The sequence below is a fragment of the Fluviibacterium sp. S390 genome (genome assembly GCF_049800695.1).
Classification (GTDB): domain Bacteria; phylum Pseudomonadota; class Alphaproteobacteria; order Rhodobacterales; family Rhodobacteraceae; genus Meridianimarinicoccus.
This window is the reverse complement of sequence record NZ_JBNAFN010000044.1, coordinates 1-12,577: the sequence shown is the minus strand read 5'-3', so window position 1 is coordinate 12,577 and position 12,577 is coordinate 1. Positions and strand designations below refer to the sequence as shown.

The 12,577-nt window shown below is 60.8% G+C and carries 13 protein-coding genes and 2 pseudogenes; 4 read left to right on the top strand and 11 right to left on the bottom strand.

Annotated features, from left to right (window positions below; genetic code table 11):
• The 10 genes and pseudogenes from ACP15K_RS19860 to ACP15K_RS19815 all read right to left on the bottom strand — a co-directional run.
• A pseudogene (locus tag ACP15K_RS19860) lies at positions 1-313 on the bottom strand (methylase); the annotation flags it as partial.
• A 102-nt stretch (positions 314-415) separates the two neighbouring features.
• Entirely contained in the window at positions 416-568 is a 153-nt protein-coding gene (locus tag ACP15K_RS19855; RefSeq protein ID WP_424991417.1) for a StaA, read from the bottom strand.
• 147 nt (positions 569-715) lie between these two features.
• Complete coding sequence (locus tag ACP15K_RS19850; protein WP_424991416.1) at positions 716-1,234, bottom strand: type II toxin-antitoxin system YhaV family toxin; 519 nt, start codon at positions 1,232-1,234, stop codon at positions 716-718.
• Entirely contained in the window at positions 1,231-1,557 is a 327-nt protein-coding gene (locus ACP15K_RS19845) for a type II toxin-antitoxin system PrlF family antitoxin (RefSeq protein ID WP_424991415.1), read from the bottom strand. Before ACP15K_RS19845 ends, ACP15K_RS19850 begins: the two co-directional genes overlap by 4 nt.
• Before the next feature lie 125 nt (positions 1,558-1,682).
• The gene (locus tag ACP15K_RS19840; protein ID WP_424991414.1) at positions 1,683-2,336 is read right to left on the bottom strand and encodes a DUF6927 domain-containing protein; all 654 of its coding nucleotides are present in this window, start codon (positions 2,334-2,336) and stop codon (positions 1,683-1,685) included.
• Between the two features lie 102 nt (positions 2,337-2,438).
• Positions 2,439-3,032, bottom strand: coding sequence for a regulator (locus ACP15K_RS19835; RefSeq protein WP_424991413.1), 594 nt, complete (start codon positions 3,030-3,032; stop codon positions 2,439-2,441).
• 74 nt (positions 3,033-3,106) lie between these two features.
• Positions 3,107-5,089, bottom strand: coding sequence for a ParB N-terminal domain-containing protein (locus ACP15K_RS19830; protein WP_424991412.1), 1,983 nt, complete (start codon positions 5,087-5,089; stop codon positions 3,107-3,109).
• A 154-nt stretch (positions 5,090-5,243) separates the two neighbouring features.
• Positions 5,244-5,633 (bottom strand): DUF3768 domain-containing protein, encoded by a 390-nt coding sequence (locus ACP15K_RS19825; RefSeq protein ID WP_424991411.1) that lies wholly within the window; start codon positions 5,631-5,633, stop codon positions 5,244-5,246.
• 130 nt (positions 5,634-5,763) lie between these two features.
• Positions 5,764-6,576, bottom strand: coding sequence for an SDR family oxidoreductase (locus ACP15K_RS19820; RefSeq protein WP_424991410.1), 813 nt, complete (start codon positions 6,574-6,576; stop codon positions 5,764-5,766).
• 10 nt (positions 6,577-6,586) lie between these two features.
• Entirely contained in the window at positions 6,587-7,456 is an 870-nt protein-coding gene (locus ACP15K_RS19815; RefSeq protein ID WP_424991409.1) for an SDR family NAD(P)-dependent oxidoreductase, read from the bottom strand.
• Positions 7,457-7,621: 165 nt separating this feature from the next.
• On the opposite strand from ACP15K_RS19815, the gene ACP15K_RS19810 reads away from it, so the two are divergent.
• The gene (locus ACP15K_RS19810; RefSeq protein WP_424991408.1) at positions 7,622-8,512 is read left to right on the top strand and encodes an AraC family transcriptional regulator N-terminal domain-containing protein; all 891 of its coding nucleotides are present in this window, start codon (positions 7,622-7,624) and stop codon (positions 8,510-8,512) included.
• A 105-nt stretch (positions 8,513-8,617) separates the two neighbouring features.
• Here ACP15K_RS19810 and ACP15K_RS19805 read toward each other — a convergent pair.
• A pseudogene (locus ACP15K_RS19805) lies at positions 8,618-8,743 on the bottom strand (ArdC family protein); the annotation flags it as partial.
• Here ACP15K_RS19805 and ACP15K_RS19800 point away from each other — a divergent pair.
• From ACP15K_RS19800 to ACP15K_RS19790, 3 genes are read left to right on the top strand one after another with little or no spacing between them, the layout of a single operon-like run.
• Positions 8,702-10,126 carry a tyrosine-type recombinase/integrase gene (locus ACP15K_RS19800; RefSeq protein ID WP_424991407.1) on the top strand — a complete coding sequence of 475 codons (1,425 nt, stop codon included), beginning with the start codon at positions 8,702-8,704 and terminating at the stop codon, positions 10,124-10,126. The pseudogene ACP15K_RS19805 and the gene ACP15K_RS19800 overlap by 42 nt on opposite strands.
• Positions 10,123-11,487 carry a tyrosine-type recombinase/integrase gene (locus tag ACP15K_RS19795; RefSeq protein WP_424990673.1) on the top strand — a complete coding sequence of 455 codons (1,365 nt, stop codon included), beginning with the start codon at positions 10,123-10,125 and terminating at the stop codon, positions 11,485-11,487. Before ACP15K_RS19800 ends, ACP15K_RS19795 begins: the two co-directional genes overlap by 4 nt.
• A complete protein-coding gene (locus ACP15K_RS19790) occupies positions 11,484-12,482 on the top strand; it encodes a tyrosine-type recombinase/integrase (RefSeq protein ID WP_424990672.1) in 999 nt (332 codons plus the stop codon). The genes ACP15K_RS19795 and ACP15K_RS19790 overlap by 4 nt, the downstream gene beginning before the upstream one ends.
• Positions 12,483-12,577: the final 95 nt, after the last annotated feature.

Below are 12,577 nucleotides of genomic sequence, written 5' to 3'. Positions count from 1 at the left end.
GGATCTGCTGCTCTGACCGTCGCGTTTCCGTCAGCAGCCGAGAGGCAAGCAGCTTTGCAGCGGCGATGTCACCTGCCGCGCAGGCCTCACGCAGCAGCACCTGGACGGCCGCGGCCTGCATCAGGTCGTAGGCCATGCGCCAGTCCCAGGCACCGCCGGCATCGCTGCCAAGAAAGGTCTCGCGCATGATGCGCGCGAGCGCTGAGCTGCGCAGGGGTTGGTGGTCGATCTCCGCGCCGATTTGCGCCAGCACAGAGGTGAGGTTAGCTTCGGAGATTGAAAGAGTCGGGTTCGCCGGTTTGGGCTTGGTCATGGGGATTTTCCTTTGGATCAGGGTCTGAGTTCCAAAGGACAAAAAGCCCGCTTTCGCTTTTCAGGGTGACGTGGTCAGACTGCGCTGACCTCCAAGGCTTGGTCAGGGCTTGGATTGGCCCTGGCGCTTCGCATCAATCAAAGCCTGCGCGGCCTGCATTACCTGAACCTGTGAAGTTCCCGCGCGTGCATCCTCAAGCGCGGTCTGTAACTGCGCGCGAAACCACGCGTCATACGAATTGACATCAGTCGCCACGGAAATGCTCCTCGAGACCGAGGTGCGGCTGTTCCTTACCCGTTGGGTCCATTGCGCTTTCTCCGACTATGCTATGGGTCGATGCTACATCACCCACAGTGGTGCCGTGAACGGGAAGACCGTTAGGTTCACAGCTAACCGGGCCACTTACCGATCGGGCGCCGCTTTGAGAGACGTCTCGAACCGTTTGTCCGCCGCTGCAGCTTCTTTCAAGAGCGCGTCGAAATTGTCAGGTGGATTTCCATCTTCCAGCATCCCTTTGAACGTCGCATAGGCATCCGTCTTGCTGCCGTAGGCGCGCAGGGTCTTGTCGTCGTTCACCCAGGCCACCACGATGACTTTGGCATCGCTGTTGAAGCGGTAGAACAACCGATACTGCTGGAAGAATTTCGCCCGGAACCAATGCTTGCGGTGATCCCCGAGCGTGCCGCCTTGCCGGAAGGCGGCGGCACTCGGATCTGCCGGTATGGCCTCGGTGACCAGCTTGAAGATGGCGGCCAGCCGTTTCGCGGAATTTTTCTTGCGCCATGTCTTTGGATCGCGTGCCTTACGCGCTTCAACTTCCAGGGTCAGCCCTTCGAGCTGGTCCAGAAAGAGCGGATGCGCATAAATCGACCATCCGTTTACGACAAAGGGCGCCCCTGCGGGCACGCTATCGCCGCTCATTCATCCTCGGGCGATAGCGGCGCATCGAGATCGACGTCAACGTCTCCGACAAGTGCTGCAAGACGGCCACGCAAAGCCCCATCGAACGCCCGAATGCGATCCGGATGCGCCTTGATATCGGCCTCGACAAAATCGAGAAAGGCGCCGAGCGCAGGATCATCCTCGTCGCTGCGCACGGGCTCGATATAGACCCTGCCACTCGGCTCGGTACAGTAGCGAATCTGGTCGCCCTTGCCCAGCTTGAGCTGTTTGCGCACGCCCGCCGGCACGGTCGTCTGATAGCGATCCGTGAGTTTCGAGACGTCTTGCACGAGCGCTGTCATGGCTGTCTCCTGAAAGAAAAGGGTCTTTGCTACCCGTGATAGGTAATGCATTTGCATTGTCTTGTCAAGATAAGCCGCAGGATCTGCTGTCGCCGGGCAGGTCGATGAACTTTCCGGCGCAGCACCTATTCTCGCCCCGCGAGATACTCCGCCAGCACGGGGCTGGCAGCACCTTTCGCGGAGCTGAGCAGCTCCGAGCCCGCAAGCGTCGCTTTCGACAGGCGTACGAGACCGCCGGTTTCCTCGATACGATAGCAGCGGCGTTTTTGCCGCCCGCGCCTGTAGTGGGTCGCGGTGACGATCTGGCAGGTGCTGCCATCGGTGAGTGTCACAGGGGTGGCGAGCCTGATCTTGTCGCCTTCCTCGTAGTCCGGGATCGACGCCCAATCCCGGCAGCGCTGGCGCCAGGCATGGGCGTAGCTGTCCGGGTCTTTCAGGCCGGAGAGAAGCTTGATCAATCCAAGGGGAGCGCGCGACTCGTTCGGACCCGCGCTTTCCTCCATGTCCTTGTAGCCCCAGCAGCCGTCATCGTATCGGGTGAGGAAGACAGCCCCGAAAGTGATCGAGCCGTCAGGATCGGTGACATAGGTCGCGTCTTCGACAGCGGTGCCGTCGAGATTGGTGACCCTTGCCGCCGCATACCAGGTGGAGCCGACTTTGCAGGCCTTGACCAGTTCGGTTTTGCGCGTGTCGCCCTCGAAAGTGCAGAGCCGCGCAATCTCCGCTTTCTCATCCGCATAGGTCTGGACGCGGCGGTCGGTGTAGAAGAGCCAACCCATCTCAGAGTCCTTTCTCTCATTGGGGAAATTGTTGTCGCCAATGTCCCGAGAGGGCCGCCGGCCCGGCAGGGTATTGGCGATGCATGTTTGAGAAAGGGCGCGTTAAGCAGCCCTCCGATCATCGATTTCCATCAGGGCATCGAGCGGCACGCGGTAGGGCTGCATGGCGTCGAAATCCTCGCAATTGCCGCAGTTCTGCACGATCGCGAAGGTGTCGCAGGCATCCTTGAGGATGACCCGGAAGGTGCCGCCAAGACCGGAGGGCACTTCGTAGGTCCCGCCGATGAGATAGTCCGAGGCCCGGCGCACGAAGACGCGGATGCTGTGGCCATCGGTGGCAAGCCGGACCGTCCCTTGGCCACGGTCGATGAGCACCTGCACATCGTCGAGAATGTCCGTGTAGAACTGGCCGGTCAGATCGCGAAACGCCATGCGGCGCTGCGCCATCCAGTCAGTGTCCCGAAACGGGTTCATGCCGTCGGCAAAGGCAAAGGAGGGATCGGCCTGTTCGGTGGTGACAATGCGGGTGGTCGTCCCATCAATGCCGTTGGAGCGCAGATGCACACCATTGCCGACGATGAGGATCAGGGCGGGTCTGTCCACGGGTCCGTTCCAGTTGGGCAGGAAGGTTTTGCAGGCGCGCGCATGTGCGATCTGCGCCGCGACCGCAGACGCAGAGAATTTGAGAATAGCCATGGGGATGTCTTTCCGTTGGGTGTGTGAGAGGCGACCCGCACGAGCGAAATGCTTCGCGCGGGTCGCGTGAGGACTCAGGCCGCTTGCGCGACCTCGCTGTCAGGCTCCTGGGTTTCCGCAGTGGGCTCCGCCACATCACAGGCGACACCGGGGGTCTGCATCATGGGCGGGCACCAGGCGGCCACGGCGGCGCGCTGTGCATCTGTGATCGTGGCGAAGGGCTCGGCGAAGAGCTTGTCGCAGAAGGCGACGATCTCCTTCTTGCTCGACGAGGCCAGCGTGACCGCCTCTTGGGCGAGACCCAGATCCTCGCCGAGGATCTTCAGGAGCCAGGCTTTCTTGAAACGGTTGAACAGCGCCGCATTCGGTGTCCAGTGGGCGCGAATGTCGGGCATGATCTCGATCTCGAACGCATGCATCAAGCTGTCGCGCTGGCGGTCCCGCGCGAAACAGGACTGCGTGGTGCTGGCGGTTGCAAAGGCGACGAGCTTGGCCTTCTCGCCTGGCTCGAGCATGCGAAACGCCGCGAACTGATCGGCGGGAGACCGGGCCTCGTCCAACCAGGACAGATCGAGCGCATCATGCGCCGCCGCCACCTGCTCGAGCGAGGTCCCGTCGATCTCTTCCATCTTGGCGTGGGTGCGGTATTCTTTGCGGGCATCGATCTTGATCGCCTGCGTGACACTCATGCCGCTGGCCAGAACGTCGCTCACCAGCTTGAAGAGCGTCAGATCGAGCGTGGCCTCCGGATGCAGCGCCATCGCAGCCCCGAGGGCCATGGCCCGTTCGGTTTTAAGGTCCTCGGCCAGCGAGGCCGGGTAGGTGATTTCGCCGGCGTCGGGGGCCTCCTGACCGGTCGGGCTAGCCGAGGAGCCGCGCGCGCCATCCTCTTTGACGGTGTCTTCCGGGCGGACGAGACCAATATGGAGCGTGATCTTCCCACCCTGCCACGACGCGATTACCCCAGACCGCGCGAGGTCCTCGGCGCTGTAGGCCTCCTGCAGATCGCGCGCTTCCTCTTCCAAAGCGTCCACACGTTCGTAGAGGGCATTGTAGGCATCGTCCTCAAGCCTCTCATCCTCCATCTCAAGCTGGAGTTGCTCGAGCTCGGCGGTGATCTCGTCGATGCGCTTCTGGGCCGCCTCATCGGGCTCGATCGGGCCGGGATAGACGCGGCCGTAGTCTGCCATAGTCGCGTAATCATAGCGCACCACCGCATCGGCCCAGGCAAAGCCCAGTTTTGCGCAGGCTTCTTCGGCGGCGGCACCGAGCTTCTCGAGCAGGATGGTCTCGACCAGCGCGGAATCCTCGAGCACGGAATGTTCTTCCAGAAGATCGGCCGCGACGGCGCCGCCGCGTGCCTCGTAGTCCCCGCGCACGAAGGCCCCGATATCGTCGCTGACCTGTACCCCGCGGGATTTGAGGGCCTGCCGGACGGTATATGCCTGAAGATGGCTGTCTTCCTTAGTCAGCGCCTCGTAGACCTCCTTCTGCACCTCTTGGCTAGGATGCTCGGCGAAAGCCTTCATCGTGTCGAGCGTGATCGTCTTGGCCCGGGCCGCGGCGCGGATGTCGGGGTGGATCAGGCCGTAGCGCAACCGGCCTTTGACGGCGGCAACGGTCGTGCCGAAGGTCTTGGCGATCGTCTCGGGCGTCTGCCCGTCGATCTCCATCATTCGGGCGAAGGCCTCGAACTCATCGATCGCGTTCATCGGCGCCTGGGTTATGTTCTCGGCAAGCGACAGCGCCGTGGTGATGTCGCAATCGTCCGGGACGAGGCGGCAGTCGATCTTAGTCTTCGCCGTGAAGCCCTTCGCGGACTTGTCCGCGACCAGCTCCTTCAGCGCGGCATGCCGACGGCCACCGGCGAGCACGGCGTATTTGCCGTCGAGTTTCTGGACTAGAAGCGGCTGGAGCAGGCCCAGCACAGCGATGCTGGCCTTCAGATGCGCGATGTTCTCGGAATCATAGGTTTCCGGCGCGTTACTGCGCACATTGGCGGGATGCGGGACCAGATCGCCGATCGCGACGGTAAGGGGAGCAAAGCTTGTGGTCATAGTATGTCCTTTTCCATGGGTATGGTTCGGCCCGCGCCATCACGCGCGTGACCAATCCCCGGGTGCGGGGATCACCACGACAAAAGGCCCACTCTCCCTTTGAGGGGTCAGTGGGCCTTGCGTTCGGGAGGTAAGGGGGGAGGAGTCCCCTGCCCTACCAATCGCGCGCCATCATGATGGTCAGCACGCGCATGGTGGTCGCGGGATTGTCCGGGGCCTCGGCCCCATAGCGGAAGTCAGAATCCGCCTCATAGAAATCGATTTTCCAGAACACGGTCTCGCCCCGGATTTCGACCGCCCCGAAGTCATGCCATCCTTCGGGATCATTCTCAGGCTCGAAGGTGTCGAACGTGCCCGTGGCCCTCACCGCTTCGGCCATGAAGCCGTCTCCGGCTTCCATGAGCGAACGGGTCACATGCATCCGGCCCTGGATGGGCTGCTCAGGCGGCACCCCGAGGCACACAAGCTTGCGAAACGCGTCGTTCTGCGCTGCGATCGCACTCGGATCAGGGCGGTCTGTCTGGGGTTGAACGGTCATGGACATGGGGCTCTCCTTTGAGAAGTTGAAACACCCATCTCAAAGCCCGCTTTTTCTTTTCCTATTGGTGGATGGAGACAGACAGAACCAACCCGACCCGAAAAGTCCCCGGAGTTGGCTCAGCGGACGTCGTGCTTTAGCCCTTCATCATCTTCTTAATGCTGCCAATAAAGGTCGCATCATCGATTGCTTTCCGCTCGTCCAACAGCCGCTCAGCGTCGGCCCCCGCACGAAAGCGCAAACGGTATCCGGTTTCATTGGCGGCGTCCCAGATGACCTCGGCCACCGTTTCAGGCGCGGAGGGTTTTGACGCCAGCTTGCCGAACAGGCGGCCCATGGCCTCCACGGTTGGTGCATAGTCGGACAGGCTTTCATCCATCGCGAAATCGAAAGAGCTGCCCCCGAAATTCGTCCTGATCATACCAGGTTCAACGATCCGCACGCGGATGCCCAAGGGTTCGAGTTCGTAATGCAGCGCTTCTGACAGGCCTTCGACTGCGAACTTGGTGCCGTGATAAAGTGTCCCGAGAGGAAAGGTAATCTGCCCGCCGATAGACGAGATGTTGATGATCGTGCCCGAGCGGTTCGCCCGCATATGGGGCAGAACGGCCTTTGTCACCTCCAGCAGCCCGATCACATTTGTGTCGAACTGGCGGCGGATGCGGTCCATCGTGAACGCCTCGAGCGCGCCATATGCGCCGTAGCCTGCGTTGTTAAGCAGCACGTCAATCTTGCCGAAGCGGTCGATGCCCGCCGACACAGCCGCCGGGATCGATACTGCATCGGTCACGTCGAGCCGGACCACGGCCACGTTGTCCAAAACGGCGAGCGCGTCACCCTTGGTTGGGTCTCGCATCGTGGCGATCACGTTCCAACCGTTTCTCTGAAAGTGTCGTGCCGTCGCTTCGCCGATGCCGGATGAGGCCCCTGTGATCAGAATGGTTTGCATGTTTGTCTCCTCATGCGTTCAGGTCGAGCATCTCAGCGATGCCAAAGTTGGTCAGGACGGTGCGGGTGACATCATGGAGCACATCGTTGTAGCGCTCGATCTCGGGGCCGACGCCGACATGGTCTACGACAGTGCGAAAGGGCTTTTGCCCAAACGGCATGTCCAGAAGGGCTGCGACCGTTTCTGCGATCCGCTCTGGCCGCTGCATTGGCGTCGCCTCGAGCATCTGGGCCAGCCCGGCGTTCGACATCGCGGGCACGGCGGCAAAGTCGCCGTATTCGGCCTCGCGCGCCGCGTCGTTCGGGGCCACCAGGCCGTCGAAGAACGCTGTCGGCATGGCCCCAGGTTCGATGATGCAGGACTCGATCCCGAAACCGGAAAGCTCGGTCCGATAGCATTCGACGATGGCTTCCAGCGCCCATTTCGACGCAGAATAGGTGCCGTAAAACGGGGTCGCAATTCGCCCGATGAGGCTGGAGGTATAGAGCACGGTTCCCCGGCCTTGCGCCCGCATGTGCGGAAGGGCTGCCCGCATGACCCGCTGAACACCCATGACATTCACGTCGAATACGTGCGCCATGTCGTCCGGGGACATAAGTTCCTGAATGCCGTAAGAACCGATCCCGGCGTTGTTGAACAGGATGTCGAGCCCACCCAGTTGGGAAATCGCATCGTCAACACCGCGTTCGGTGCTGGCCGCGTCGGTCACATCCATCTCGACGATTTTTGCGCCTGCAGCTTCAAGCTCGGCGACAGTCGCGGCGTTCTTTCCACTGCGGCTGCGCACACTTCCGGCAACGTCGTAGCCCTTTGCCAGCAGAGCCAATGCGGTCGGCTTGCCGAAGCCACCAGCGATCCCGGTAATCATGACTTTTTTCATCTTAGCGATCCCTCCATGTCGTTATGGACACGATATTCAGGACAGGCATGGTAATCTTTCTGATTTGTCCGCTTTTCTTGCACAATCCTCCGAGCATTGCATTTTTCGGTAAATTCTCACTCCTTTAAGTGCTAGAGCTTAGGAGCCGAAACAACGGAGGCGGCCATGAGGTCCAAAACACTGCTAACCTGCGTATCGCAGGTCCTCGACCAGTCGGGATTACAGCAGGGCGCGCTGTTTCACGAGGATAGCGGGACGCATTTGTTGCGCCATGACGCCACGACAAGCCAGAATGCGACAGTCTACCGCCCGGTGCTGTGTCTCGTCTTGCAAGGCGCCAAAGAAGTCGGGAGCAGCGCGAGAACGCTGCAGGTCAAAGCCGGGCAGTCCCTGATCGTCAGCCATGCCTTGCCGGTCCTGTCCCGGATCACCCAAGCGACGCCCGAGACCCCTTACATCGCGCTCGTCTTCCCGCTTGATCTGGACCTACTCCGCTCTCTGGCACCTGCGGTCTTGCCCACATCGGACAGCAGACCGTCGGACCCGTTTTCGATTCATCTGTGCGAGACGGATAAAGAGATCGAAGACGCTCTGCGGCGCTACTTTGGCCAATGCGAAACCGACGCCGCGCGGCGTCTGTTGGCCCCGATCACTGCCCGCGAGATCCACGCCAGACTGTTGATGGGGCCGCATGGCGAGACGCTGCACAAGCTGCTTTGGCACGAAAGCACGGCCAGTCGCATTTTTCAGGCCACGCGGGACATCCAGACCCATCTCGCCAAGGCGATTGTCATCACTGACCTCGCTCGAGGCGTCGGCATGAGCAGCTCAACCTTTTTCGAGCAATTCAAGGCCGTGACCGGCACCTCTCCGCTGCAATATCAGAAGGACCTGCGCCTGCTGCGTGCCCGCGATGCGCTTCAGACATCCAGCGCAAAAGTATCAGAGATCGCATTTGGTGTCGGCTACGAAAGCTCGGCGCAGTTTTCGAGGGAATACGCCCGCAAGTTCGGCCGGTCGCCGCGCCAAGACCGTGAGTTCGCGGCTGTTGAGTAAGCTGTTTGCCATCGAACGCATTTCATCCGGCGTCGGCGTACTGCGACCGCAGTCTCGGTATGTTGGGCACATATCTGCCATTCTCGAATTCGCTGGACAGAGTATTCAGGCGGCCTCCGCGCTGCCCCCTGCCCTGCCCGCCTCTGATCCGGCGATCAGGTAGTCACAAGCGCGCTGCGCATCGGCCGCGTGCTTGAAAATCGCCTGCTTGTCCGAGCGCAGCACCCGCAGTTATCGCGAGGAGGGCATAATGCGGAGGAGAATTTCGTAGCCCGTTTGATTTCAATGTGTTGGGTCGTGGCTGTGCCGTTCTTGCTGCGCATTATTTCAGGCTGGATGTTTCTTGGGTTGATCAATCAAACCAAGGAGGAATCGATGTCCCAATCGCCTTTCAAGGAAATTTCAGAACTTCGCGGCACGCTGCGCCGGCAGCGCTATAGTCCAACTGTCATTCACAATTATTGCCTCTACGCGGGTCAATTCCTCGCTTACCTGGAAGAGCATGCGATTGACCTGCACGACGTCACTCCGGAACTTGTCGCCGAATATCTGCGCTACGCGGTCCGGCAGTTTCAAATGGACCGCGGGCGCGCACCGGGGTCCAGCTGGGCATCGATACCGCGGTCGGGGATTTACGCTTTGCTGCGCTCCGCTCTGCCGAAATGGCCGCCGGCTCTGCCTGCTGCAAACGAAGCGGAGCGTCTCACCCGCGAGGTTTGCGACCAATATGAGCGATGGCTGCGACACGAACGCGGTTTGGCCGAGCCTTCGATCACGGCGCTGATGTGGGAGGCGCGCCACTTCTGCAAATGGCTCATCCAGCGATACAGAAAAGCCGATTTTGCCGATCTGAGCGTGCGCGACATCGATGCTTATATGGATATCAGGGCGCCGGGCCTGACACGCAAATCGCTCAAGGATGTCGCCGAACGGTTACGCGGCTTCCTGCGACATTTGCACCGGAGCAAGCTGCATGCGGACGATCTCTCGGGTCATGTGATTGCCCCGCTTCTCTACGCCCATGAGGGCATTCCGTCGATCCTGACCGTCAAACAGATCGCGGCGGTTCTTGAGCTTGCGGGGCAGGACAGCTCATCCTTGGGGTTGCGTGATCACGCGATCCTGCAGCTTCTTGCCAACTACGGCCTTCGGTCCGGCGAGGTCGGCCGCCTGCAGATCGAGGATATCAACTGGCGGGCGGATACTCTTCGGGTGCAACGCTCCAAGACCAATGCCACGGCTATGCTGCCCCTGATGGAACCCGTGGGGGAAGCGATCCTGCGTTACTTGCGGGACGGCCGTCCGGACGCGGATGTCCGCACCGTATTCCTGCGGAGCCGTGCACCCTATCAGTCGATGAAGGCGGGCGGCCTCTATGGTGTGGTCAAACGGCGCCTCGCTGCCGCCGGAATTGAGCTTGCTGGCAAGCGCGGGCCGCATATCTTTCGCCATGCCCGTGCGGTCAGCATGCTGAGGGCATCCACCCCGCGCAAGATCATTGGCGATGTACTTGGCCACCGATCCCCGGAATCGACAGCGCCCTATCTGAAGCTCGCCACCGAAGACTTGCGTTCGATTGCCATCAACCTTCCAGACCGGGAGGTGAGACAATGAGAGGTTGGCCCGAGGATGGCGATGAGATCATCGAGCACTACATCGCCCGGCTTCCATTGAACTGCGCGATAACGCCAATCTACTATCGGCAAGCGCTGAACAGCTTCCGGCAGGCGGTGTTGCGGTTTGGCGCAACCGGCCGGCAAGCACTTGAATACTGGTTGCGTGAGCGCGGTGAGGTTTGGGCCCGCTCAACGGTGCTGCACCGCGCCCGGATTGTTGCCCGCTTCCTCGATGCCCTGGCGCATGAAGGAAGGATTGGGAGCAATCCGATCTCCGACCTTCGCCGTGACTATAATGCCCACAGTGACACGGGCGTAATACGGGCTTTGATGGCCCCTGATCCCAATCAGGCACTCGAGGCGTTGCGGCAACCTCGACCGTTCGAAAGTTCATTGGGAGAGCTGATGCGCAACCATGTCGAGCGGATGCAGCGCCGAGGTTACCGGTATGAGGCGGCCGACGTCATTTGCCGCCGGTTCGACCGCTTTCTGCAGCAAAGGCCCGATCTTGATGGCAAGCCGTTGGAGACGCTGCTTGCGCAATATCGCCAGACAAAGTCCAATGTAAATCATCCTGTCGAATGCGAGAGACTGGCACGTATCCTGAACAAGGCACTGTGTCATGACGACCCAACTCGCCCCAAACGGCGACCGAATAACCGGCCCGAAAAACAAGTCGTGCGCAGCTGGCGGCGTCCCTATATCTACAGACCCGAGGACATCCAGCGGTTACTGGCAATTGCCCGGACCTACCCATCGCCGCGCGCGCCCTCGCGTCCGATCAACCTCTACACGATGTTGGTTCTGGCCTATTGCGCCGGGCTGCGAATCGGCGAGATCGCAAGGCTGACGCTTGGCGACATTGACATGCAGGCCGGAACAATCGCGATCCGGGAGACGAAGTTCTTCAAGTCCCGCATTCTGCCGCTGTCGGACAGCGCGATGGATGCTCTGTGCGTGCTTCTCGAAGCGCGGCAGAAGGCCAAGGTCTCTCGCAGCCCAGACGCCGGTTTGTTCTGGCACGATCAAAAGAACCGCTATTACTGTCGGGCAACTATCAGCACCCACCTTGTTGCCATTCTGCGCATGGCTGGTCTCAAACCGGCCACGGGCAAGACCGGGCCGCGCATCCATGACCTGCGACATACCTTTGTCGTTCACCGGATCCTCGAGTGGTACCGACAAGGTGTGAACCCGCAGGAAAAGCTGCCGTATCTTGCAACATATCTCGGCCACCGCGATATCAACTCCACGCTGGTCTACATCACGGTGACCCAGGAGCTGCTGTATGAAGCGAGTGAGCGGTTCCGGGCCTTCACCTCGCCCGGCAACGCTGAACCGGCGGAGGTGGCACCATGAAATCTGATCCGCTCCCCCAATTGCTGCGCATGTTCTTCACTGACTGGATGGTCCAGCAACGCAACGCCTCTGTGCATACCATCAAGTCGTATCGGGACACCTGGAGGCTCTTTCTGCAATTTGTCGCGGCCCGGCATGGCAAGCCGGTTGTTCGCCTAGCGCTGAGCGAATTGACCGCGGCGAAGGTCATCGCCTTCCTGCAACATCTTGAGGTCGAACGCGGTGACACAATCGGCACCCGGAACTGCCGCCTCGCCGCCCTGCGCAGCTTCTTCGGCTTTGTGGCAACGCGCGAACCGGAGTTCATGGCGCAATGCGCGGAGGTTCTGAACGTGCCGACGAAAAAGGCACCGATCCGCGCGCCAGATTACCTCGAACCCGAAGAAGTGCAGGCGATCCTGGCTCAACCCGACCGCTCCACGTTGATCGGCCAGAGGGACCATGTCTTGCTGTCGCTGCTCTACAATACCGGCGCGCGCATCCAGGAAGCGCTTGATCTTCGCCCCCAGGCGATCAGGTTCGATGCTCCGGCCTGCGTGCGATTGTACGGAAAAGGCCGGAAAGAACGGATCAGCCCGCTTTGGCCGGAAACGGTCGCCTTGCTGAGGTCGTTGCTTGAGCGAATACCGAGGCCGGCCGATGAACCTCTCTTCGTAAACCGCTACGGCAACCCTCTCAGCGCCTCGGGCGTTCGGTTCAAGCTGGCGGACTATGTCAGGGCGGCTGAAAAGACCGCGCCGACGCTGGCGAGAAAACATGTGACGCCGCATAGCTTCCGGCACGCGACGGCCGTACACTTGGTCGCCGCCGGCGTCGACGTCACGGTCATCCGAAGCTGGCTGGGTCATGTCAGCCTTGAGACCACCAACCACTATGCACAGGCCAACTTGGAGACCAAACGGAAAGCACTGGAGCGGGTCGAAAGACCAAAGACCGATAGTCCGCCATCATGGCGGCGCGACCAGGGCGTGCTCGACTGGTTGGATACGCTCTGACGCGCATCAAAAATTATGCGGAGGAAAGTGAACAGACCGCCAGGGAAACAAAGGCATTGGCGGACTTCCTCCGCATTATGCCGTCCTCGTGATAA